This is a genomic window from Peribacillus butanolivorans, from assembly GCF_001273755.1.
In the GTDB taxonomy this organism is placed as follows: domain Bacteria; phylum Bacillota; class Bacilli; order Bacillales; family DSM-1321; genus Peribacillus; species Peribacillus butanolivorans.
In genome coordinates this window covers 3,073-26,693 of record NZ_LGYA01000004.1, presented here as the reverse complement: position 1 = coordinate 26,693, position 23,621 = coordinate 3,073, and the positions used below count along the sequence as shown (strand labels likewise).

The 23,621-nt window shown below is 38.8% G+C and carries 23 protein-coding genes and 11 tRNA genes; 31 read left to right on the top strand and 3 right to left on the bottom strand.

All coding sequences use genetic code 11. From position 1 onward, the window contains the following. The first annotated feature begins 301 nt into the window (after positions 1–301). A complete protein-coding gene (locus AKG34_RS22015; protein ID WP_053348290.1) occupies positions 302–1,384 on the top strand; it encodes a D-alanine--D-alanine ligase in 1,083 nt (360 codons plus the stop codon). Between the two features lie 160 nt (positions 1,385–1,544). Then, positions 1,545–2,927 carry a UDP-N-acetylmuramoyl-tripeptide--D-alanyl-D-alanine ligase gene (locus AKG34_RS22010; RefSeq protein ID WP_053348289.1) on the top strand — a complete coding sequence of 461 codons (1,383 nt, stop codon included), beginning with the start codon at positions 1,545–1,547 and terminating at the stop codon, positions 2,925–2,927. Between the two features lie 54 nt (positions 2,928–2,981). On the opposite strand, the gene AKG34_RS22005 is transcribed toward AKG34_RS22010, so the two are convergent. Continuing rightward, complete coding sequence (locus AKG34_RS22005; protein ID WP_053348288.1) at positions 2,982–4,133, bottom strand: PP2C family protein-serine/threonine phosphatase; 1,152 nt, start codon at positions 4,131–4,133, stop codon at positions 2,982–2,984. A gap of 1,441 nt (positions 4,134–5,574) precedes the next feature. Between AKG34_RS22005 and AKG34_RS22000 the strand changes: the two genes are divergently transcribed. From AKG34_RS22000 to AKG34_RS21990, 3 genes are all read left to right on the top strand, one after another. After that, positions 5,575–7,074 (top strand): degradosome RNA helicase CshA, encoded by a 1,500-nt coding sequence (locus AKG34_RS22000; protein ID WP_053348287.1) that lies wholly within the window; start codon positions 5,575–5,577, stop codon positions 7,072–7,074. A 219-nt stretch (positions 7,075–7,293) separates the two neighbouring features. Continuing rightward, positions 7,294–7,767 (top strand): PH domain-containing protein, encoded by a 474-nt coding sequence (locus tag AKG34_RS21995; RefSeq protein ID WP_053348286.1) that lies wholly within the window; start codon positions 7,294–7,296, stop codon positions 7,765–7,767. Beyond that, complete coding sequence (locus tag AKG34_RS21990; RefSeq protein WP_053348285.1) at positions 7,760–9,235, top strand: PH domain-containing protein; 1,476 nt, start codon at positions 7,760–7,762, stop codon at positions 9,233–9,235. Before AKG34_RS21995 ends, AKG34_RS21990 begins: the two co-directional genes overlap by 8 nt. Positions 9,236–9,262: 27 nt before the next feature. Here the strand turns inward: AKG34_RS21990 and AKG34_RS21985 are convergent, their stop codons facing one another. Further along, the gene (locus AKG34_RS21985) at positions 9,263–9,853 is read right to left on the bottom strand and encodes a rhomboid family intramembrane serine protease (protein WP_053348284.1); all 591 of its coding nucleotides are present in this window, start codon (positions 9,851–9,853) and stop codon (positions 9,263–9,265) included. Between the two features lie 109 nt (positions 9,854–9,962). Here AKG34_RS21985 and acpS point away from each other — a divergent pair, with 109 nt between their 5' ends. The 14 genes from acpS to AKG34_RS21915 all read left to right on the top strand — a co-directional run bounded on the left by acpS (position 9,963) and on the right by AKG34_RS21915 (position 21,349). Next, a complete protein-coding gene (acpS, locus tag AKG34_RS21980; RefSeq protein WP_053348283.1) occupies positions 9,963–10,319 on the top strand; it encodes a holo-ACP synthase in 357 nt (118 codons plus the stop codon). Positions 10,320–10,553: 234 nt separating this feature from the next. Further along, complete coding sequence (locus AKG34_RS21975; protein WP_053348282.1) at positions 10,554–11,558, top strand: LolA family protein; 1,005 nt, start codon at positions 10,554–10,556, stop codon at positions 11,556–11,558. 48 nt (positions 11,559–11,606) lie between these two features. Next, positions 11,607–12,965, top strand: a complete 1,359-nt coding sequence (gene alr, locus AKG34_RS21970) for an alanine racemase (RefSeq protein WP_236695029.1) — start codon at positions 11,607–11,609, stop codon at positions 12,963–12,965. 160 nt (positions 12,966–13,125) lie between these two features. Beyond that, a complete protein-coding gene (locus AKG34_RS21965; RefSeq protein ID WP_034306380.1) occupies positions 13,126–13,407 on the top strand; it encodes a CopG family ribbon-helix-helix protein in 282 nt (93 codons plus the stop codon). Positions 13,408–13,414: 7 nt separating this feature from the next. After that, positions 13,415–13,765 carry a type II toxin-antitoxin system PemK/MazF family toxin gene (locus AKG34_RS21960; RefSeq protein ID WP_034306610.1) on the top strand — a complete coding sequence of 117 codons (351 nt, stop codon included), beginning with the start codon at positions 13,415–13,417 and terminating at the stop codon, positions 13,763–13,765. Positions 13,766–14,225: 460 nt separating this feature from the next. Further along, complete coding sequence (locus AKG34_RS21955) at positions 14,226–15,053, top strand: RsbT co-antagonist protein RsbRA (RefSeq protein WP_053348281.1); 828 nt, start codon at positions 14,226–14,228, stop codon at positions 15,051–15,053. Positions 15,054–15,055: 2 nt separating this feature from the next. Further along, positions 15,056–15,412, top strand: a complete 357-nt coding sequence (locus AKG34_RS21950) for an STAS domain-containing protein (protein WP_034306376.1) — start codon at positions 15,056–15,058, stop codon at positions 15,410–15,412. Between the two features lie 3 nt (positions 15,413–15,415). Further along, on the top strand, positions 15,416–15,817 hold the full coding sequence (locus tag AKG34_RS21945) for an anti-sigma regulatory factor (protein WP_053348280.1): 402 nt from the start codon (positions 15,416–15,418) through the stop codon (positions 15,815–15,817). Positions 15,818–15,825: 8 nt separating this feature from the next. Continuing rightward, on the top strand, positions 15,826–16,836 hold the full coding sequence (locus tag AKG34_RS21940) for a PP2C family protein-serine/threonine phosphatase (protein ID WP_053348279.1): 1,011 nt from the start codon (positions 15,826–15,828) through the stop codon (positions 16,834–16,836). A 59-nt stretch (positions 16,837–16,895) separates the two neighbouring features. Then, complete coding sequence (locus AKG34_RS21935) at positions 16,896–17,228, top strand: anti-sigma factor antagonist (RefSeq protein ID WP_053348278.1); 333 nt, start codon at positions 16,896–16,898, stop codon at positions 17,226–17,228. Continuing rightward, on the top strand, positions 17,225–17,698 hold the full coding sequence (gene rsbW / locus AKG34_RS21930) for an anti-sigma B factor RsbW (RefSeq protein WP_053348277.1): 474 nt from the start codon (positions 17,225–17,227) through the stop codon (positions 17,696–17,698). The genes AKG34_RS21935 and rsbW overlap by 4 nt, the downstream gene beginning before the upstream one ends. Beyond that, positions 17,676–18,461 carry an RNA polymerase sigma factor SigB gene (gene sigB, locus AKG34_RS21925; RefSeq protein WP_053348276.1) on the top strand — a complete coding sequence of 262 codons (786 nt, stop codon included), beginning with the start codon at positions 17,676–17,678 and terminating at the stop codon, positions 18,459–18,461. Before rsbW ends, sigB begins: the two co-directional genes overlap by 23 nt. Further along, positions 18,461–19,072, top strand: a complete 612-nt coding sequence (locus AKG34_RS21920; protein ID WP_321175421.1) for a PP2C family serine/threonine-protein phosphatase — start codon at positions 18,461–18,463, stop codon at positions 19,070–19,072. The genes sigB and AKG34_RS21920 overlap by 1 nt, the downstream gene beginning before the upstream one ends. A gap of 93 nt (positions 19,073–19,165) precedes the next feature. Next, the gene (locus AKG34_RS21915) at positions 19,166–21,349 is read left to right on the top strand and encodes a Tex family protein (protein ID WP_053348275.1); all 2,184 of its coding nucleotides are present in this window, start codon (positions 19,166–19,168) and stop codon (positions 21,347–21,349) included. Between the two features lie 96 nt (positions 21,350–21,445). Here AKG34_RS21915 and cmpA read toward each other — a convergent pair whose 3' ends face one another. Further along, a complete protein-coding gene (cmpA, locus tag AKG34_RS27745) occupies positions 21,446–21,565 on the bottom strand; it encodes a cortex morphogenetic protein CmpA (protein WP_089364909.1) in 120 nt (39 codons plus the stop codon). Between the two features lie 85 nt (positions 21,566–21,650). On the opposite strand from cmpA, the gene AKG34_RS21910 reads away from it, so the two are divergent. From AKG34_RS21910 to AKG34_RS21855, 12 genes are all read left to right on the top strand, one after another. Continuing rightward, positions 21,651–22,118, top strand: a complete 468-nt coding sequence (locus AKG34_RS21910; protein WP_053348274.1) for a SprT family protein — start codon at positions 21,651–21,653, stop codon at positions 22,116–22,118. 144 nt (positions 22,119–22,262) lie between these two features. After that, a tRNA-Asn gene (locus AKG34_RS21905) sits at positions 22,263–22,337 on the top strand. Positions 22,338–22,344: 7 nt separating this feature from the next. Then, positions 22,345–22,435 (top strand) — tRNA-Ser (locus AKG34_RS21900). A 17-nt stretch (positions 22,436–22,452) separates the two neighbouring features. Beyond that, a tRNA-Glu gene (locus tag AKG34_RS21895) sits at positions 22,453–22,527 on the top strand. A 27-nt stretch (positions 22,528–22,554) separates the two neighbouring features. Then, positions 22,555–22,630: transfer RNA gene (locus AKG34_RS21890), tRNA-Asp, on the top strand. 84 nt (positions 22,631–22,714) lie between these two features. Further along, positions 22,715–22,789: transfer RNA gene (locus AKG34_RS21885), tRNA-Gln, on the top strand. Positions 22,790–22,798: 9 nt separating this feature from the next. Further along, positions 22,799–22,874: transfer RNA gene (locus tag AKG34_RS21880), tRNA-Lys, on the top strand. Between the two features lie 9 nt (positions 22,875–22,883). After that, positions 22,884–22,965 (top strand) — tRNA-Leu (locus AKG34_RS21875). 59 nt (positions 22,966–23,024) lie between these two features. Next, positions 23,025–23,110 (top strand) — tRNA-Leu (locus AKG34_RS21870). 18 nt (positions 23,111–23,128) lie between these two features. Further along, positions 23,129–23,205: transfer RNA gene (locus tag AKG34_RS21865), tRNA-Arg, on the top strand. A 6-nt stretch (positions 23,206–23,211) separates the two neighbouring features. Then, positions 23,212–23,288, top strand: a tRNA-Pro gene (locus AKG34_RS21860). 32 nt (positions 23,289–23,320) lie between these two features. Further along, a tRNA-Gly gene (locus AKG34_RS21855) sits at positions 23,321–23,394 on the top strand. Positions 23,395–23,621 lie beyond the last annotated feature (227 nt).

Below are 23,621 nucleotides of genomic sequence, written 5' to 3'. Positions count from 1 at the left end.
AATGATAGAAGTTTCACTTTTCCCCGCATCAACAGGCTGTAAAGGTAATAAAAAGGGGGAATTTCGGGTCAACAGCCTGTAAATGCCCGATTTGGTTCCGACGCACAGGATGTGCTAGCGCAGGAGTTGCCACAGGACGTGGCGAATTTAGCCTGCGATCTCACTAAGGTAATCATTGGAAAATGTGATCTCTCTAAGGTAATCATTGGAAAACCACCAATGATAGAAGTTTCACTTTATCCGTTTTAGTGTAAAATGATACAATGAACAAGGTTAATAGAATATTGGAGGGTAATAACTCATGAAAACTAAACTTGGTTTGCTTTATGGTGGGAAATCTGCGGAGCATGATGTTTCTATGCAGACGGCTTTAGCGGTCATTAAAGCTCTCGATTTAGCAAAGTTTGATATATATCCGATTTACATAACAAAAGATGGTTCTTGGATAAATGGACCGAAGTTAACAGGACCTGCTGAGAGTGTGGAGGCTCTAACTTTTACAACTGAAAGATCGATCTCTCCTCTTGCTCTACAAGCTCATTCAACGGATGAAAATAGTGGGTCTACGGGATATGATGTCATTTTCCCACTACTTCACGGACCGAATGGGGAAGATGGAACCGTACAAGGGATGCTTGAGCTATTGAATCTTCCTTATGTAGGGAATGGAGTTCTAGCTTCATCTGCTGGAATGGATAAGGTAATCATGAAAAATATTTTTGCTCAGGCTGGTCTTCCGCAAGTGAAATACACTTGGTTTATCCGCTCTGAGTGGGAGAAAAATACTGAAAGCTCCATTAATAAGGTGGCAGAAGAGTTAGGGTACCCATGCTTCGTTAAACCGGCTAATTTAGGTTCAAGTGTCGGTATCAGCAAATGTAATGATGCAGACGAATTAGAAAAAGCAGTTGCAGAAGCATTTCAATTTGACCGGAAGATAATCATCGAAGAAGGAGTCATTGCTCGTGAAGTTGAGTTTGGTATTCTTGGTAATGATGACCCTTCTTGTTCAGTAGCAGGAGAAATTATTCCTAAGAAAGACTTTGCCTTCTATGATTATTCAGCAAAATATGTTGACGGTAATTCAGCGATGGTCATTCCAGCGGAGATAAAGGAAAGTGAATATACAGCTTTATCTGAAATGGCTATAACGGCCTTTAAGTCATTAGACTGTTCTGGACTGGTTCGAGCTGATTTCTTTTTAACGAAAGAAGGAAAAATCTATATTAATGAAGTTAATACAATGCCAGGATTTACTCCATTCAGTATGTTCCCGTTATTGTGGAAGCACACAGGCATTGACTATCCAGCGTTAATTGAAACACTTGTGAAGCTTGCCTTGGAACGTCATGAAGAAAAACAGAAAATCAAATATACAGTCTAAACATCAGAGAATTTATTAGTAATTATAATAATCCATCAAAGGTGATTTATGTAATGGGTTCAATTCAGCAGGAGTCGGGGTATCATACCGGTTTCTGCTTAGTTTGTTTAATGGAAAAAGAGAGAGCAGTTAACGGTTCGATGAATGTAGGAGGAACGAAATGATTAAGAGAACGTTAAAACAAGTATATGAAATGGTAGGTGGATTGAATGATATTATTCCATTTCAGTCCAAAGGAATTCATGGAGTAATTATTGATTCAAGAACAGTTAAGGAAGGATGTTTGTTCATTCCGTTAAAGGGTGAGCAGGTTGATGGCCATCAATATGTCAAGCAGGCATTAGCGCAAGGAGCGGCGGCTTCTTTGTGGCAACGTGATATTCCGAATCCTCCCCAAGATTTACCGATTATCATTGTCGAAGATACCGAAATAGCACTCCAACAATTAGCGCGCTCTTATCGTCAGCAATTGAATATTAAAGTCATTGGAATAACGGGAAGCAATGGTAAAACAACTACAAAAGATATGACGGCTGCCCTGCTAGCTACCACCTATAAAGTTCATAAAACCAATGGTAACTTCAATAATCATCTTGGTCTGCCGCTGACGGTGCTTTCTATGGATGAGGATACGGAAGTGGCTGTTTTGGAAATGGGGATGAGTAGCCGTGGTGAAATCGAGTTTTTATCCAAAATGGCAAGACCTGATGTAGCCGTTATTACCAACATCGGTGAATCACACTTATTGGATTTAGGTTCACGTGAAGAGATTGCCAATGCAAAGCTAGAAATTGTTGAAGGATTGGCAGAAGACGGAACACTGATTTACCATGGTGATGAACCTTTGCTGCGTAACCGGATTAAAACCGAATTTCCTGAATTAAGGGTAGTATCTTTTGGACGTACTGAACAAAATGATTTATTTCCAAAGACGATTACGCAAGGGACAGACAACACCTCGTTTACAATCACAAATGATAAACAGGAAATTAACTATGAGATTCCAGTTCTAGGGCATCATAATGTTCTTAATGCATTGGCAGCTATACTGGCTGCGAAGGAATTGCAAGTAGATGTTTCATCGATTCAAAAAGGTCTGTCAACTATCCGGTTAACTAATATGAGAATGGAAATGGTTGAGGGTGCGAAGGGACAGAAAATCATCAATGATGCGTATAATGCCAGTCCAACTTCTGTTAAAGCTGCGGTCGAGTTGATTGAAGGCTTATCTGGTTTTGAAAATAAAATCCTAGTACTGGGAGATATGTTGGAGCTAGGGGGACAGGAAAAAGACTTTCACTTGAAAATCGGTGAACTAATTTCTGGTGATCGTATTGATAGAATCTTTACGTATGGTCCGCTAGCTAACTTCATTGCCAAAGGAGCGAGCAAAACCTTTTCAGCTGAGAAGGTTCGATCTTTTCAAGATAAGCAGCAGCTAATTGAAGAGCTTAAGAAGTCTACCCAGGCCAATGATATAATTCTTGTTAAAGCATCGAGAGGTATGAAGTTAGAGGAAGTTGTTCAAGCATTACAAAAGTAAAATCTAGAGTAAAAAAAGCCGATTTTTTTTGAAATCGGCTTTTTTCTATCACATTCAAAAAAGCGTACCAGCAATAATACAGATGTCATCATTTATTTCTGAATGCTTCATCCTTGAAACCAGTAACTTCTGCAGAAGGTCATGCGTATCAAGATGGACGTTATCAATAAACTCCCTCTCAATATTTTCAAACCGGTTAACGGCAGGGCGATTGAATGACTTAGAAAGTCCATCTGTATAGGTGATGAAACGGCTCCCAGCATCATATTGAAATACCACTTTTTTAATAGGCATATCAGGAATAAGGCCTATAGGTATCGACCCTTCACTTAAATTGTGGATTTCATTGGTGCATGGGGAATACATAAAGGCTGGAGGGTGTCCACAGTTCACATATTCGATGAGTCGTGTCCTTGTATTCACGTAACCAATGAAGGCTGTAAAGTAAGAGTTATTGACACTTACCTTCTGCATATCTTGAAATAGCTGCCCCATATGTTTATTCAGTTCCTTTGTAATGAAAATAGGGTCTTTTACACGTTTAATAAGGTCTGGCATTAAAGTGCGAATGGACATGCTTATAAGTGCGGTGTGAATGCCTTTTCCGCAAACATCGATGATTATGAATCCGTACTTTCCATCGTCAACTTCCATCCAGTAAAATAAATCTCCGGACAGCTCGCTAGAAGGTTGGAAAAGCCCATGGATCTCTATATCATTCTTCTGGATCGACAGTGGTAAACCTAATTGTTGGAAGTTCCTTGCAATATGCAGACTCTTTTTTGATTTCTTGTTAATTTTTTCGAGTTCCTGTTCATTCATTTTTGCTGAGTACAACTGCATGCTGATGTTTTGGAGGGATTTGAATTTTATCTTAATTTCCACTGAATTGGCTGGAACTGCTATGATTTCATAAAGGGTCTTTTTCGGTAACACCTGAGGATCTTCCATTCTTTTGGATCGTTTGTAAATAAATAAAATTGGAATCTCAAGGGATTCTGCTAAGGCAAACATGGAAGTTTGCTGCCAACAATCTTTTGAAATGTGTAAAGGTAATATAAATAATGATTGCAATAAGTCCGTTGAGGCATGGAATAGATGCCTTTGATTAAGTGGATCTTCTAAAAAAATGACTTTTTTACTAAATGTCTCTAACATAAGACTAAAGTCCTTGCACAAAGGAATATCTAATGTGTATATGTTCATGTAACCCCCCTAGTATCTTTTTAATAGGTCAATCATACTGCATTTCGACAAGTTTAATATCTATTTTAAGTGAAAATTAATTATTTTTTTCGAATTATCCGACTTCCGCTTATTTATAAACACGTTAAACTATAAAAAATTACGGGTATAAAGTCTTGTTGCGAGAAAAGGAAGAATGGAATAATGATGAGTGGGTTTCTAATTAAATGGGTATTTTATATTCAAGGAAGAATTTACTGAAAAAAGAGAAAGAATTCAGAGGTTCTCTGACTCGTGCGCCTTTATTTTTTGCCCTTTTACTTATGTTAAGCAGTATTGAAAAAGAATGTTGAAACTATATTACCCAATACATTATATGGAGATATAACGTTTATTTTGAGAATTCAACATACTGTGAGGTGTTATAGGCAAGATTCCAAGTTCCAAAAAAATATAAAATACCATTAATTTGATTTATCTAGTGTAAGTTTGGTCAATTGTAAAGGAAGCAGTTTTCTAGCCTAAATGTAGATACGTCTAAGTTCCCCTAATTTGAGGAGAGTTTTAGACAAATCTAAAGGAGAAATGTGACAGGATTTTTTTGAAACCAAACATTAAACAGTTTCAATGTTGTATGAATACAATATATTAGTTAATAAACGTATCTCGGCCGCACATTTTTCTATGGGGATTTTCATTTTAGCTTTTCTTGAATACTCGAAACTTTTGAGTAACCATGGATGCAGTGATATCCTTTATTGCAATAACAGTTTGAAAATGGTAATATAAAGTATGAGTTTAAATGTCTTATCATTGATGATTAATTAAATTAAATCAGGTTGAGGCAACAAAATTGTTTGTTCTTACATGTTTCATGAGGTTCATTTTTGAGATTATTTTAGATTAAATAGGCCGCGCGTCTGGTCATATATAAAAGCTGCATTTCTTGGCGGCTTTAGTAGCTAATAGGGAATCAAGCCGCGTTTAGCGCTTTTCCACTTCTGCAAATCCTCAACGCACCGGGCCTGTTTTGTATAAGAATCTTGGCGCTCGTCAAGTTTTATTCATACAGTCTTTTAAGTCTGTGGAATAATAGGTGCAGCAGCCCTCACCTGAATAAAACGGTGAAACAGCCGTTTATGCTACTTTTAATTTTCCATATTGAATTTAATTTTGGTTACATGTACTTTTAAAAAGATGGGCGTATGTTAAAAATAAGTCTACACGTGCGCGATGCTAAGAATGCCAGTGAAATGTTCGTGCTGGTATATTTCCTTTTTAAAAAATCATATTGAGTTCATTTGAACTAAAAGGCAGACATACTTTTAGGTGATAATGATAAACTTTTTCATAAGAGATAAAGTAGAACATCCGTCATGATGATGAGGATTTGAACTAAACATCTGTGCATGATCTATGAATGCACGTGTAAATTTACGATATAAAAAGGAGTACGAAAACATTGACATTGTTTAGCGAATTAGGATTAGATAGAACGTCTATGAAATCAATAGAAAAAATGGGATTTGAAGAAGCAAGCCCGATTCAAGCCCAAACGATTCCACTAGCACTTGAAGGTAAAGACATTATTGGTCAAGCGCAAACAGGAACAGGTAAAACAGCAGCATTCGGTATTCCATTGATGGAAAATATCGATATTGCCAATGAAAATGTGCAAGGAATTGTTATTGCACCTACACGTGAGCTTGCGATTCAAGTTTCTGAAGAACTTTTCAAACTTGGTTATGGAAAACGCGCTCGTGTATTAGCGGTTTACGGTGGACAAGATATCGACCGTCAAATCCGTGCTTTAAAGAAAAAACCACATATTATCGTTGGTACACCAGGTCGTCTTTTGGACCATATCAAACGTAAAAATATTAAATTAGGCGGAGTTCACACTGTAGTTCTTGATGAAGCAGATGAAATGCTTAACATGGGATTCATTGAGGATATCGAATTAATCCTTTCAACGGTTCCGGACGAAAGACAAACATTGCTCTTCTCAGCTACTATGCCTGACCCAATCCGTAAAATTGCTGAAAGATTCATGCAAGAACCAGTTCTTGTGCGTGTAAAAGCTAAAGAAATGACTGTAGATCGTATCGAACAGTATTACTTGGAGCTAAAAGAAAGTGAAAAATTCGATACACTAGCGCGTCTTTTTGATATTCAAACACCGGATCTTGCTATTGTCTTCGGACGTACAAAACGCCGTGTAGATGAATTGGCTTCTGCATTGAATATCCGTGGCTATATGGCTGAAGGTATTCATGGTGACCTTAGCCAAGCGAAACGTCTGTCAGTATTGAAAAAATTTAAAGAAGGTAGTATTGATGTACTTGTAGCGACAGATGTGGCTGCACGTGGACTTGATATTTCCGGCGTAACTCATGTATACAACTTTGATATCCCTCAAGATCCAGAAAGCTACGTTCACCGTATTGGACGTACAGGACGTGCGGGCAAACATGGTATTGCGATTACGTTTGTAACACCAAGAGAAAGAGGCCAACTGCATGCGGTTGAACATACAACGAAAAAACGTATGGAGAAACTTAAAACTCCTACATTAACTGAAGCGTTGGAAGGCCAACAAAAAGCAGTAACAGAAAAAATTCTTTCAGCAATTGAGAATGATGATTTATCATTATACCTTGGTCAAGCTGAAGAGTTATTACAAAAACACGGCGCAGCAGATTTAGTTGCAGCTATGCTTAAATCAATGACTAAAGAACCGGATCAAACGCCAATCAAGTTAACGGAAGAGTCTCCATCTCCAATGCGTCGTAACCGCGGTGGAAGCAGTTCTTCTAATAACAGACAACGTAATGGACGTAGTTCTTCTGGCAGAAAAGATTACGGTAGCGGGTCAAGTAAACGTCCTAGCACAAACCGCAAATCAAATGGTTACGGTAATCGTAGCACGAGCCAAAAAAGAGAAAAATCGAATAAAATTTAATTGAATTCAAAATGCCGCTCATTAGAGCGGCATTTTTTTTGTCCAATCCCCCTAATTCCTTAGGATTCCTAAGTTGAATTCAGTATTGAATAGGCTGGTTATTAACATTGTTTGGAAAGTGTTTAAATCCCATCATCCAAATATAGTATAATGGATGAAAGCGAAGGATGGATGACGTAGATTCATTCAAATATAGCCTGTGCAGAAGAGGAGAACCTTATGGAGCCTCAAAATCGTATTTCGAATAAGGCGTTGACTGTTTGGAAAATCAGTGGACTCGTAGGCTGTTCAATAACATGGATTTTGAGCATCGCTATTTTAGTGTTAACCATCATTTTTGATTGGACTTATTGGGTTTTTGGGGCAATGATTATTATCTCAATAATCCAATCCTACCTGACCATTTTTCTGATTCCTTCGGTAAGATGGAAGAGATGGCGTTACGAAGTGAGAAATACAGAGATTGACATCCAAAGTGGTATTTTTGTCATTAAAAGAACGCTCATACCGATGAATAGGGTTCAGCATGTTGAAACGAAGCAAGGACCTTTATTAAGAAAATATGAATTAGCGTCTGTTGAAATTTCTACGGCAGCGACAATGCATGTCATACCTGCTCTGGATCTTACAGAGGCAGATGAATTACGGCACTATATTTCTAAAATGGCCAGTGTGGAGGAAGAAGATGTCTGATCCTAAACGGCTTCACCCCATAGCTGTATTGCTCAACATTATTAAATCGATAAAAGAGTTAGTTTTTCCTTTTCTACTAGTGGTCGTTCTTCCAGGGAAGAATGATGGAATACCAGGTTGGATTCAACCTCTGGTCATTGGCATTATAGTACTTTTACTAATTGTTAACGCATTTATACAATGGTTACGATTTACATATCGCATCGAGGACGGCGAATTTAGAATTGAGTCCGGAGTAATCGTAAGGAAGAAACGGTATATTAAGTTCGATCGGATACATAGTATAGATATTTCAGAGGGCATTATCCAGCGGATATTCCGTCTGGTGAAGGTGAATATTGAAACTGCAGGCGGTACTCAGGCGGATGCTGTTTTATCAGCCATAAGGAAAAGTGAAGCCGTACAACTTAACGCTTTAATAATAGAGGAAAAGAACAAAAAAACAAATAACTCTCTTGAAGGGGATTTTTCTGAAGCGGGAATAAAAGGGAATGGAGAAGTAGAAAAAGCCACTTCCGTTTTTAAGCAGACATTGCCACAGCTATTCATTATGGCAGCTACTTCGGGAGCGATCGGTGTATTCTTATCTGGCGGAATCGCTTTTATTTCACAGTTTGATGAGATAATCCCGTTTGAGCGAATATTTAAGGATTATGAAGAGTTTATTGGAATGGGCACTATTATTCTTACTGTGCTAGCTATTTTGGGTTTATTGGTCGTTTATGTGCTAGCTACCTTAAGTATGGTTATTCGGTATGCTTCTTTTACCGTGGTAAAAACGGATGAGGAAATTGTTATTTCTAGGGGGCTGCTTGAGAAAAGGAGGCTGACTATCCCCATTCATAAAGTACAGGGTATTCGAATCATGGAAAATCTGGTTCGAAAGCCATTGGGATTGGCGACAGTTTACCTGGAGTATGCAGGTGGCAGTGTGGAAGATAAAGAAAGTTTGTCCATCATGCTGTTCCCTTTGATCAAAAGGAAACATTTACATGGCAAAATCCAAGAAATTTTACCGGTTTATCAAACAGCCATGGAAATGACACCTCTACCTAAGCGTGCTTATTCCCGATACGTATTTCGTAAAGGGATCTACATCATCCCAATTATCGGTGCCATGGTATGGTTTTTCAGACCATGGGGGTTTCTCTCACTGTTGCTTATTCCGTTTGCATTGGTTTGGGCTTATCTCCAATATAGAGATGCTGGGTGGAGTATTGAGGGGGATTTATTGCTTTTATGCAGTCGTTTTCTTTCTAAAGAGACATTGATTATGCAGAGAAACAGGATTCAATCAATCACATATAAAAAGAGTTGGTTTCAAAAACGTAAAGAACTAGCAACTATTTCAGCTTCGATTAAATCAGGAGTTGGCTCTCAAGTCGGTATGGTAGTGGATGTAGAAGAAAAAGATTGTCAAACAATTAAATCTTGGTTTTTACCAAAAAAAGCAGTCGACTCCCAATGATAAAATAGGAAGAGTCGGCTGTTTGTCCTACCATTTTTTTCTCAAATATAAAGGAGCTGTTAAAACGCCAGTTACTAGACCTGCTAAGTGTCCGACAACGTTTATTTGCGGTTGAATAAATGTCATAATAATTGCAATGCCAGTTAGGGTATAAATCGTATTTTTTTCGTTGTTCGAAAAATTACTTTTATTAAACATCACAAGGTAGAGGAAGAAACCGAGTAAGCCAAAAATTGCACCGCTTGAGCCAATGTGGCTATAAGTTAGTGGCTTAACTAAGAAGGTTGCAATGTTCGCAAGGATACCGGTCGCTATAAAAAGGATCGTGAATTTAAAGGAGCCGAGAAATTTCTCAAGTGATGGACCAAAGATGGCAAGTGAGAATCCATTAAAAAGTAAATGTGAAAAGGTGCTATGTAGAAAAATTGGTGTAATCAAGCGCCACCATTGTCCATCAGCAATGTATAAGTTCACACCTGTACCATAATAAAAAAGTACATTGCCGGGAAATATGGGGAAAAGGATGAGAACAAAAACAAACATCATAATAAGAATGAGCACAGTCACGGCCCGGTAGGAAGTAGTGTATTCACGAAAGCTTTCTGTTCTTGTAAACATAAATTCCTCCTTATCATAAAGTTTTAATTACATATAATATTATCATTTTTTGGTAAAAGGGTCCTCCTAATACCTATGCAAGATATTAATTAATAGAAGAGGTGTCAAAGTGATTAAAGGAATAGGCGTGGACATTACCGAGTTGGACAGAATGGAAACATTGATCAAGCGGCAACCCCGTTTTAAGAACCGCATATTAACTGACAGAGAAATTTTGATATTCGAAAAATTAAATGGAAGAAGAAGGATTGAGTATTTTGCTGGTCGTTTTGCTGCAAAGGAGGCTTTTTCAAAAGCGTACGGTACTGGAATTGGTAAACACTTGTCTTTTCTGGATATAGAAGTCATCACGGATGAAAACGGTAAACCGTTGATTTCAAAGCCTTTTTCGGAGGGGGTTCACCTCTCAATCAGCCATAGCCGTGACTATGCAGTAGCTCAAGTTGTAATTGAAAGGATGAACTGAGTTTGTCTTATCGGGTCATAATCCTTAAGGTTGTCTCATATACATTTAGTGCTATAGGGAGACAAGGCCCGGTAAAAGGTACATGGCAGAGTAGGTGCTCTCGAAAAGATTTTAGCAGGATCAAAAGGGTCCATGCTAAAATGCTGAGGAATGTAAGACATCAGTCGAGCCAATGTCCGGATCCTGCCTTTTCCTCTCCCTTTTACGTTCAAATGACAAAAAGGGGTTGAAAAGATGAAGAAGATGTTAATGCTTTTTGCAGGGATCATGCTCTTGCTTGCTCTTTCTGCTTGCGGCCAAAAATCACAAGGTGATGTAGTGAGTGAACTGAATGACAAGCTTGGAGAAATGAAGGGATATAAAGCCAATGCGAAAATGACACTGAAGATGGGGACGGAGCCTCAAGTGTATAATGTGGAAATCTGGCATAAAGATCCTTCTTTTTATCGCGTAAACCTAAAAAATGAAGAGAAGGATCAAAGTCAGATGATCTTGAAAAATGATGATGGTGTGTATGTATTGACACCTGCTTTGAATAAAAGCTTTAAATTTCAAAGCGAGTGGCCGGAGAACAGCAGCCAGGCCTATTTGTTTGAGTCGTTAGTGAAAGACATTACGGAAGATAAGAGTGCGACTTATAAAGAAACAGATAAACACTATGTTTTTGAAACAAAAACACGCTATCAAAACAATAAAATGCTACCTTTTCAAGAGATTACTATAAATAAAAAAGACCTATCTCCAGTGAGTGTTAAAGTCATGGACCCTGATAAGACTGCGTTAGTCCTTGTGGAATTTTCAAAAGTGAAATTTAATACGAATTTCGATAAAGATGCGTTTGATATGAAAAAGAACATGACAAGTGCACAACTTGAAGCCCCTGTCATGGCAGAAGTCCAAGATGAAGGGTTTGCAGTTAAATATCCTGAAGCTATTAATGGGATGAATTTAACAGAAGAAAAAGAAATTGCAAATGAAAAGGGAGAACGTATCATTTTGACATATGAGGGCACAAAAAGTTTTACATTGGTTCAGGAAAAAGCTGAGGTAGTACAGACGTCAGTTTCAACTAATGTGAATGGAGAACCGGTTGATTTAGGATATACAGTTGGGGCTATGACGGGAAATACGATTGCATGGACTTTTGAAGGCGTAGATTACATGCTTGCATCAAAGGACTTAACCCAGGCAGAGATGATAGAAGTAGCCCGTTCAGTTGGGGGGGACCCTGTTAAATAGTAGTGCATAACGAGCTGATGTTTCCCGTCGCCTTTTAAGGGTTCTCCTATGAAGGATAGGCGGGAAAGCGGCTTGTTATACTGTTTAATTATTTTCGGTTGGAGCGGTTTATATTTATGGAAAATTAGCGTCATGGTAAAAAAGCACTTTAACTTTCTATCCGTTGGTTATAGAATGGTCTATAATAAAAGGCAAACTTCGATACTGAGAAGAAATCTTATTGCGAGTGTAAGAAAGAAGGAACTTGGTTTGGAAACGAAAATATTTCACCGAGATACATGGGCAGAAGTAAATTTAGATAACATTTATGAAAATATCACTTCTATGAGAAAAAGGCTGCCATCCGGCATTAGTCTTTTCGCTGTTGTAAAAGCAAATGCGTATGGACACGGAGATTTAGAGGTGGCTCAAACTGCGCTTGAAGCAGGGGCTGACTTTTTAAGTGTTGCATTTTTAGATGAGGCTCTGGCTTTACGGAAAAAGGGGATTTCAGCGCCGATTCTAGTACTTGGGGCCTCAAGGCCTGAAAGTGCAGGACTTGCTGCTGAACAGGGTATTTCGTTGACGGTTTTTGATGTAGCCTGGTTGGAAAGAGCGAGGGATAATCTTAAACCAGGTCAAATTCTACAAGTTCATGTGAAAGTGGATAGTGGTATGGGGAGAATTGGGATTCGTGATAAAGACCAGCTCACGAAGGTGGAGAGCTTACTTAATCAAGAAGCGTGTTTCAACTTTCAAGGGATATTCACTCATTTTGCTACAGCAGATGAACTAAAGACCGACTATTATGAAAAACAACTTGAGGTATTTAAAGGAATGCTTTCAACCTTAATTAGACGACCTGAATATATTCATGCCGCTAATAGCGCAGCATCTTTAAGGTTTACTGATCCTGAATGGAATGCAGTAAGAATGGGGATTTCCATGTATGGTCTAAGTCCCTCAATGGAAATGCTTCCGATTTTACCGTTCCCGTTAAAACAAGCCATATCGTTGAAAACGAAGATGGTCGCAGTAAAGCAACTAGTTAAGGGTGAAAGTGTTAGCTACGGAGCGACTTATACTGCTCATGGAAATGAATGGATTGCCACATTGCCAATAGGGTATGCCGATGGCTGGATACGAAAGCTTCAAGGACAGGAAGTTATTGTAGAGGGGCAAAGAGTGCCAATAGTCGGAAGGGTTTGCATGGATCAATGCATGATTAAACTACCCGAGTCTTTCCCTGTAGGAACAGAGGTTACGCTTATTGGAGATAATGGAAATGAAGCGGTTTCTGTTGATGAGATAGCAGCGAAGCTAGAAACAATTAATTATGAAGTAACTTGTATGATAGGTGCGAGGGTCCCCCGCATATATATAAAAGACAATCTTTTAGATCATGTACGCAACTTTATCTTAGAATAATTGGATTGTAAAAAAATCCTAAGATTGTGAATAAGATTTCCTTCATTATGCTGATAATAGGATTGAGAATAGAATATACTCTTTGCAGATAGGCATTTTAATGGTAATATTGAAAAGGATATATAATAAAGGTGTGTAGTGATGGTGGAGGTGTATGTTTGTGTCTGAATCCAGCGCAACAAGAGAGATATTAATTCGATTACCTCAAAATTTTTTAACTGAGTTAGATGGGTATGCGAGTGAAGAAAATGTTAATCGCAGTGAATTTATTTATCGTGCCACAAAAATGTATCTTCGCGAACGTAAAAAGAAAGAGTTTCGTGAATCGATGAAACGCGGTTATATTGAAATGGCGGCCATTAATTTAACGATTGCTTCTGAAGCCTTTCAGGCTGAATTTGAGGCTGGGCATTGCGTTGAACGATTAGTTAGCGGAGGCTGAGCCATTGATTGTTGTTAAGCGTGGTGACGTATACTTCGCAGACCTTTCCCCGGTAGTCGGTTCAGAGCAGGGTGGAACACGTCCGGTACTCATTCTACAAAACGATATTGGTAATCGCTTTAGTCCGACTGTGATTGTGGCAGCCATTACAGCTCAAATTCAAAAAGCGAAATTGCCTACGCATGTTGAGATTAATGCGAAAAAGTACGGATTCGAACGAGATTCCGTTATTTTATTAGAACAGATCCGGACAATTGATAAGCAACGTTTAACTGATAAAATTACGCATCTTGACGAACCTATGATGCAAAAAGTCAATGAAGCTTTGCAAATTAGCTTAGGGCTCATTGAGTTTTAGAGAAAAGTTTTCCCGTTATTACGGGCGTTATTATAATACAAATTATTCTTTCTATATTTTAGATGACACGATTCCTGCATTAGTGGGAATCGTGTTTTTTTTGCATTTGTGGATTCAGTGTATTATTCTCCTGTGATCTTTTTATTTCTGGATATTTGAGGAAGAAAAATTAATGCAGTTAAGGTAGTCCCTCTCGCTTTATTGTTTAATGATGGATGGAACTTACGAAATAATAGAATGTTTATACAATTTTTTAAATAGTATCCTCCTAATTTTTCTTTGAAAAATGTTTTCAAATTCCATTTTCGGGTAAAAAGGTATGTTGTAAATATTTAAAAAAACAAACAAAAATATTGTGGAAGAACGGTGACAACCCTTGGTGGAGTTACATTACAGTTCGATAACATCCTTGTGACGAGGACAGGAAAACATAGTAATTGTGTTAGAATGGGAGGATATTATGAATCAATTGGTTTACGATTTTATTAAGCAAAATCAAGATTACATCCTAACTGAGTGGATGGATATCATGAAGGAAAGTACGGACGAAAGATTAATTAAAGTTGTCTCTGATCGGATGTTTACACAAACGAGTAGTGAATTTATAGATATGATTATCACGCATGTTGATAGTAAAAACAGGGAATTTACCTTGAAGCTTTCTGATTTTGCTGAGAAAGTCGTCCAATTAGGATGGCCGCTTACCTTTGTGAATGAAGGACTTCATAAATTCACGCTAATTGTCATTAATGGAATGGTTGAAAAAGGCATTGTAACTCCTGGTAATCAAGTGGAACTTGTTAACCATTTAGATAAGTGGTCCACTCCAATAAATAATGAAATAGTCAATATATATACCCAAACTTGGGAAAGAACTGTCTCATTGCAAAAAATAGCCTTGCAAGAACTCTCGGCGCCACTTATTCCTGTATTGGAAGGCATTACGGTTATGCCGCTAATTGGAACAATTGATACAGAGCGTGCGAAGCAGATAATGGAAAATCTGTTGACTGGTGTGGTTAAGCATAGGTCTGAAGTCGTTCTAATTGATATAACAGGAGTTCCGGTTGTGGATACAATGGTTGCCCATCATATTATTCAGGCAGCAGAAGCAGTCCGATTAGTAGGCGCGAAATGCATACTTTGCGGTATTCGCCCTGAAATCGCCCAAACTATTGTGAACCTTGGAATTAATTTAAATGAAGTGATTACAAAGAATACATTGAAAAAAGGAATTGAAGTTGCTTTAGAATTAACGAGCCGTAAGATCGTAAAGGTGGAGGGATAGGTATGAGGATTCCGATATTAAAGCTTTATGACTGCTTGTTAGTCTCTATACAGTGGGAATTGGATGATATGACAGCCCTTCAATTTCAAGAGGATTTACTGCATAAGATACACGAAACAAGCGCGAATGGAGTTGTCATTGATATTACATCAATTGATTTTATAGATTCCTTTATCGCAAAGGTATTAGGTGATGTTTTTAGTATGTCAAAGCTTATGGGAGCCAAGGTTGTAATTACAGGAATCCAGCCGGCTGTTGCAATAACATTAATTGAACTGGGAATAAGTCTCGATGATGTTCTGACAGCATTAGATTTAGAGAAAGGCCTGGAGAAATTACAACAGGAACTGGGGGATTAAAGAATGGAGTTCCAATCCTGCGTAAAAATCATAAATGAATGGGACATTGTAGCTGCAAGGCAGCTCGGAAGAAATGTCGCTAAAGAGCTGGGATTCGGTACAATAGACCAGGCTAGAATCACAACAGCTATAAGCGAATTGGCCCGAAATATATATCTATATGCTGGACAAGGCAGTGTAAGCATAGAAAAGCTAAATATAAATGGAAAGTCAGGATTGAAAATCATTGCAGAGGACCAGGGGCCGGGAATAGAGGATATCCGCAGGGTCATGGAAGATGGATATACCACTTCAGGGGGACTGGGAGCAGGCCTTCCTGGAGCCAAACGTTTAATGGATGATTTCGATATTGAATCGATACCAGGTGAAGGGACTAAGATCGTCGCAACCAAATGGCTCCGTTAGGGGGGACTATGGATATTAAAGAGAATATGGAGAAAATGTATTATGAGGCGCTTTCTACCTATCTTAAAGACCAAAATGAGCAGGCGCTTTATCAAGGTCAAAAAATCAGCCGCCTAAATATTAAATACAATATATCTCCAGAAGAAATTATCAGTATGCATAAAAATAACTTAATCGAATTATACCCGGATTTACCAGAGAAAGTAATGGATTCTTTTGATTTTCTGCTTGAAGTCATGATGGGCTACGGTATTGCATATCGTGAGCATCAGAGCCTTAGACATCAACAGCAGGAACTAAAAACGGAGATAGAGATTGCAGCAAATGTCCAGCATACGCTTTTAGAAACGAAGATACCGGATATCAAAGGCCTGGAAATTGGGGCGATTAGTGTCCCTGCTAGGCAAATGAATGGAGATTATTATCACTTTGTTCAGGATGAATATGAGCGCATCGGAGTAGGAATTGCGGATGTAATAGGGAAAGGAATCCCTGCGGCCTTGTGCATGTCAATGATTAAATATGCCATGGATAGTCTTCCTGAACATAGGCATGAACCGAATAGTGTGTTAGAGAGTTTAAATCGTGTTGTAGAGCACAATGTTGATCCAAGTATGTTTATTACGATGTTCTATGGATTATATGACCCTCATGACAAGCAATTTTCCTATGCTTCAGCTGGCCATGAGCCGGGGTTTTACTATGACGCTGCTACAGGGAATTTTAGCGATTTAGATGCAAAAGGTTTACTGCTGGGGGTAGATAAAAAAACAAGGTATCGACAATATGAAAAAACAGTTAATCCGGGAGATATGATCATTTTGTTGTCGGATGGAGTAACAGAGTGCCGAACAAATGATGGTTTTATAGAACGGGAAACACTCATTGGTTTTATCCAAAAGAATATGCATTTACAAGCACAGGAAATAGTAAATAACATATATAAACAATTAGAGAAAATGCAGAACTTTCAACTAAGGGATGATTTTACATTAATCATTTTAAAATCAAATGTTTAGTATATTTTCTTCGGGGTATAGATATAAGCATGAAGAGGATATAAAGAGGTGGGTCAAGGATGAATATAACGGTAGATGTTAATGAACTAAATACGGAATTTATTGTGAAACTAAATGGTGAAATTGATGCCTATACTGCACCAAAATTAAGAGAATCACTATTTCCAATTTCAGAGCAGGACAATGTTTCGATTATTATTGATTTAACTGAAGTTTCCTATATGGACAGTACCGGGTTGGGGGTATTTGTTGGTGCTTTTAAAAGCGTAAGAGCACATAATGGCGAATTTACCTTGATTGGCTTATCAGAAAGGTTACGACGATTATTTGATATTACGGGTCTTGCAGATATTATTGATATTAAAAGTGGTACAGAGGGTGGGTTAGAATGAGTCAAGTATATGATTACATTGAAATGAAAATACCTGCAAAACCGGAATTCATCGGTGTCATCCGTTTAACACTTTCTGGGATAGGTAGCCGGATGGGATTTGCGTATGATGAAATTGAGGATTTGAAAATCGCTACCAGTGAAGCGTGTACAAATGCGGTGCAGCATGCCTATAAAGATCTTGAAAAAGGCGAAGTGAAAGTAAGTTTTGGGCTTTACCCTGACCGCCTAGAGGTCATGGTTTCTGATAGTGGAAAGAGCTGTAATTTCGAAGAGGTTCGTCAAGGACTCGGTCCATATGAGCATGGGCAAAAAGTTGAACTCTTGAGAGAAGGAGGCTTGGGTCTTTACCTCATTGAAACTTTGATGGATGATGTGAAAATTCATCAGCATGACGGGGTTACAGTTTTTATGACTAAGTTTTTAGAAGGAGAGCAGGTGGAGATGGATGCAAAAACAGTCTCAACCTAATCAAGCACAAAGAGAACAAGTTAATGAATGGATTAGAGCCTATCAGCAGAATCAAGATGATGAAGCGCAAAGTAATCTGGTAATTCATTATAAAAGTTTGGTTGAAACAATCTCTCGTAAATATGCAAAAGGGAGATCGTTTCAGGAAGATATCGCTCAGGTCGGTATGATTGGTTTATTAGGTGCCATTCGACGATATGATGAATCTTTCGGTAAAAGCTTTGAGGCATTTGCTGTTCCTACTATTATCGGGGAAATCAAAAGGTTTTTGCGTGATAAAACATGGAGCGTCCATGTGCCAAGAAGAATAAAAGAACTTGGACCAAAAATCAGAGTGACAGTCGAGGAATTGACGACGACTCTGCATCGTTCACCAAGAATAGATGAAATAGCTGATTGTATAGGAGTAACAGAAGAAGAAATCTTAGAAGCAATGGAAATGGGGAAAAGCTATCAGGCTTTATCTGTTGATCATTCTATTGAGGCAGATTCTGATGGTGGTACGGTTACGTTGCTGGATATATTCGGCAATGTAGATGAAGGTTTTGAAAAAGTCAATCAGCGCCTAGTACTTGAAAAGGTGCTGCATGTACTAAGTGACCGTGAAAAGATGATTATTCAACACACTTATATAGAAAATTTAAGCCAAAAAGAAGCGGGGGACAAACTTGGTATTTCACAAATGCATGTATCGAGACTCCAGCGCCGCGCAATCAATAAACTTCAAGAAGCTATTAATGCTGAAAACTCGGAGTTAATTTAGTGATTAAAGACATAATGCGGGAAGAGAAAATAGAAGTCCTTGTCTCTCAATCTTCTAAAAACGGAATGATATATTGTGGTGATGATTACTTTTTTCTTCATACAAAGGAATACTTTGTTTGTGTATTAGCAGATGGCCTAGGTAGCGGAAAATCCGCTTATGAATCCTCCCATGCCGTAATAGAGGTAGTAAAACGTAACCATGAGTTAGATGTTGAGTTGCTAATGGAAGTCTGTAATCGAGTTTTAATCGATAAGCGGGGAGCGGCCGTTTCTATCTTGAAAATCTATTATGAAAAGAATGAGTTCGTATACAGTTCAGTAGGCAACGTTCGCTTTTTCTTGTACAATCCAAGCGTCGACAAGCTGGTTTACCCCCTACCTGTAACCGGATATTTATCCGGTAGGAAGCAAAAGTATAGAACGCAGAGCTTCAAATACGAACCAAATGCCAAATTCATTCTTCATTCAGATGGGTTGGAACTTAAGGGAGCTAAATCGTACTTAAAGAGGCTGGTCCCTATCGATAAAAACGCTCGTTGTATTTTAGAAAGCAGCCCAGCTACTGCGGATGATACAACTTTCATTTTAGGAAGCTTACTTTCGTCGTAATTCGGAAGTGAGCTTTTTTGTATTGGATTCGCAACTTCATCTCTCATTTGCTAGACTATATATATCAGAATAAAAAGGTTGGAGGTAATAAATTTGATAGTAGTAGAAGATTCATTAAAAGAATTAATTAAACAAATATCTAATGAGTTAACTTTGAAAAATCATCAAGTGCAAAATGTCATACAGATGCTTCAAGATGGTAATACCGTTCCTTTTATTGCTCGTTATCGAAAAGAAATGACGGGTTCACTAGATGAAGTGCAGATTCGTTCTATTATGGAAAGATGGAACTATCTAGAAAACCTTGGGCAGAGAAAAGTGGAAGTTACACGCTCGATTAGTGAACAGGGTAAATTGACAGAAGAATTAAAGTTACAAATTGAAAAGGCAACAAAGCTGCAGGAAGTGGAAGATTTATACCGACCTTTTAAACAAAAAAGGAGAACGAAAGCAACTGTGGCTAAAGAGAAAGGCCTTGAACCACTTGCAATTTGGCTTCTTGAATGTCAAGTTCAGGCTTCAGTTAGTGAAAAAGCAGCCGAATTCATATCTGAAGAAAAAGAAGTTCCTTCTATTGAAGAGGCAATTGCGGGTGCGCAGGATATAATTGCTGAACTTATTTCTGATGATGCTGAATTGAGGAAATGGATAAGGGCTGAGATTTTTAAAGCAGGAAAATTGTTCTCCGTTGTGAAAAATGAAGAAAAGGACGAAAAAAAAATCTTCGAAATGTACTATGAATATGAAGAGCCTGTCCAAAAAATCGTCCCACATCGAGTCTTGGCACTTAATAGAGGTGAAAAGGAAGAGGTTCTACGAATATCCATCCAGCCTCGGACAGAAATTATTATTAGTTATTTGGAACGGAAAATCATTAAAAATAATCAATCCGAAGCGGCAGGGTTGATTAAGGAAGCAATTGAAGACGGACTTAAGCGTCTAATCATGCCTTCTGTAGAACGGGAAATAAGAAAAGAGCTAACGGAAAAAGCAGAAGATCAAGCTATCCATATATTCTCGGAAAACCTTCGCAATTTACTCTTACAGCCTCCTCTTAAAGGGAAAGTAGTCCTTGCTCTAGATCCAGCATATCGGACGGGTTGTAAGTTGGCTGTCATTGATGAAACAGGCAAAGTACTCGATATCAGTGTAATCTACCCACACCCTCCTGCTGCGAAGTTTGAAAGTGCACGTGAAAAAACAATTGAAATTCTTCAGCGATTCGCAGTGGAGATTGTGGCAATAGGTAATGGAACGGCATCTCGTGAATCGGAGCAATTTATTGCAGATATTTTAAAAGAAGTGAAAGGGAATATTTCTTATATAATTGTTAATGAAGCAGGTGCCAGTGTGTATTCAGCATCTGATATTGCTCGTGAAGAGTTTCCGGATCTTCAAGTTGAGCAGAGAAGTGCAGTATCAATTGGGAGAAGACTGCAAGATCCACTTGCGGAACTTGTTAAAATCGATCCCCAATCCGTAGGAGTAGGTCAGTATCAGCACGATGTTTCTCAGAAAAAGTTATCAGAATCCCTTACTTTTGTTGTTGAAACGGCTGTTAACCAAGTTGGGGTGAACGTCAATACAGCTTCGTCATCTCTATTACAATATGTAGCTGGGTTATCAAAATCTGTTGCTCAAAATATAGTGAAGAAAAGGGAAGAAGAAGGGAAGTTTTCAAGCAGGAAGGAATTAAAGAAAATTCCTCGGCTTGGTGCTAAAACGTACGAACAGTGCATAGGTTTTTTGCGTATTATTAATGGCAATGAACCTTTGGATCAAACCGCGATCCATCCGGAGAACTACGGGGCTGTGAATAAACTGTTAAAGAAAATAGGATTCACGTCTGAAGACTTAGGCAGTGATGTTTTGAATAAAGAGTTAGTCAAATTAAATCCAACAGAATTAGTGGATGAATTAGAAATTGGAGAAATCACGATTAAGGACATTATTGATGATTTAATGAAGCCGGGAAGAGACCCTAGAGATGAACTATCAAAACCTCTGCTTAAGCAAGATGTGCTAAAAATGGAGGATTTAAAAGCCGGAATGGAATTACAAGGTACAGTAAGGAATGTTGTAGACTTCGGTGCATTTGTGGACATCGGTGTCAAACAGGACGGGCTGGTGCATATTTCTAAATTAAGCAACCGATTTGTAAAGCATCCATTGGATGTAGTTGCTGTTGGGGATGTTGTAACAGTTTGGGTCGAGAAGGTGGACTCTCAAAAGCAAAGGGTATCTTTAACGATGCTGCAGCCTAAAGATCAAGATTAGCTATTATAAACTCCTTCTATATAGAAGGGGTTTTTTATTACGGTAAGAATAGTAATGCTTCTTTAGAATTTATTAGTGCTTGGTTCAAATGGAGGTCTATAATCGAAGACTTTCTTTTTTTTGATAAAAAAACCAGCATTGATTCAACATCTTCACTTGATAATAATCCTTTTCATAAAAGGCTTTACGAATTTGATTTTGGAACCAATTAGGCATAGCGCTTACCTCCAGTAGTTTTCTATTGTTTTATTAGTCTATGTTATAATGGGTTGTCATGTTACCAAGGAAAGGGAGGGGGAAGATGGATAATCAGCAATTGCAAAAATTAGTTGAAGATATTTCGAAGAAAGACTTTCAAAAGGCCTTTAGACACCTAGCTTGTTTTAATCCGCGCCTTCGAACGACTGGAGGAAGGTACTTGCTACGTTCACATAATATAGAAATTAATAAGAAATATCTTGATGAACGTGGAGTGGAAGAATTGATAGGAATCATAAAGCATGAATTGTGCCATTATCACCTCCACCTTGAGAAGAAAGGATACCAGCATCGTGATACTGACTTTAAGCGTTTACTCGAAAAAGTTGGAGCCCCAAGATTTTGCACGCCACTACCGTCAAACCAGTTAAAGAGAAAAATGAATACTATTCAATATAGATGTGAAAACTGTCAGGAGTTATATTTAAGAAAGAAGCGTATCGATACCACTCGTTTTGTCTGTGGTAAGTGTCGTGGAACACTGATCTACCAAGGTTTTAAAGAAAAATAACCAAATAAATAAAAAAAAACAAAAGAACCCTTGACTTTATGTTGCAATCTCCTTATAATCATAAGAGTCGACAAGATAACAACTTGTTCTTCACGACAACCACTAAGGTCCTTGAGCGTAAAAAAGGAACCCAATTTTCATTATTCCGCAGTAGCTCAGTGGTAGAGCATTCGGCTGTTAACCGAACGGTCGTAGGTTCGAGTCCTACCTGCGGAGCCATTTTTTTGGGGAAGTACTCAAGAGGCTGAAGAGGCGCCCCTGCTAAGGGTGTAGGTCGCGTAAGCGGCGCGAGGGTTCAAATCCCTCCTTCTCCGCCAGCTACACATTTTATCACGGCCCATTGGTCAAGCGGTTAAGACACCGCCCTTTCACGGCGGTAACACGGGTTCGAATCCCGTATGGGTCACCATCTTTTGTACGTTTAAACTAAATTACTGGTCCCGTGGTGTAGCGGTTAACATGCCTGCCTGTCACGCAGGAGATCGCGGGTTCGATTCCCGTCGGGACCGCCATTTATTTCTTTTTGAAAAAACACTTGCTAGAATTAAATTATTGTGATATAATATTAATCTGGCTGTTAATTAGTAATTGATTATTGGGCTATAGCCAAGCGGTAAGGCAACGGATTTTGATTCCGTCATGCGAAGGTTCGATCCCTTCTAGCCCAGCCATTTTATTTAGAGCCATTAGCTCAGTTGGTAGAGCATCTGACTTTTAATCAGAGGGTCGAAGGTTCGAATCCTTCATGGCTCACCATTTTATTTCGCGGGTGTGGCGGAATTGGCAGACGCACCAGACTTAGGATCTGGCGCCGCAAGGCGTGGGGGTTCAAGTCCCTTCACCCGCACTGATAATTTTCTTCTTGACAACAAGTTGAAAAGGTGTTAGACTTACAAAGTCGCTTTCGCGGTCGTGGCGGAATGGCAGACGCGCTAGGTTGAGGGCCTAGTGGGGGAAACCCCGTGGAGGTTCAAATCCTCTCGGCCGCACCAAAAACATCATAGAAATTAGCGCCCGTAGCTCAATTGGATAGAGCATCTGACTACGAATCAGAAGGTTGTAGGTTCGACTCCCGCCGGGCGCACCATATTTACGGGAAGTAGCTCAGCTTGGTAGAGCACTTGGTTTGGGACCAAGGGGTCGCAGGTTCGAATCCTGTCTTCCCGACCATTCTTTCTTAGAAATAATTTGAAAAATTAAATGCGGGTGTAGTTTAGTGGTAAAACCTCAGCCTTCCAAGCTGATGATGAGAGTTCGATTCTCTTCACCCGCTCCATTATTGCTCTTTGAAAACTGAACAAAACAAAGCGCCAACGTTAAATTTTAAGTGAGCACACACTATCAAAAAAGCAAAATGAGCAAGTCAAACATTTCTTCGGAGAGTTTGATCCTGGCTCAGGACGAACGCTGGCGGCGTGCCTAATACATGCAAGTCGAGCGAATCGATGGGAGCTTGCTCCCTGAGATTAGCGGCGGACGGGTGAGTAACACGTGGGCAACCTG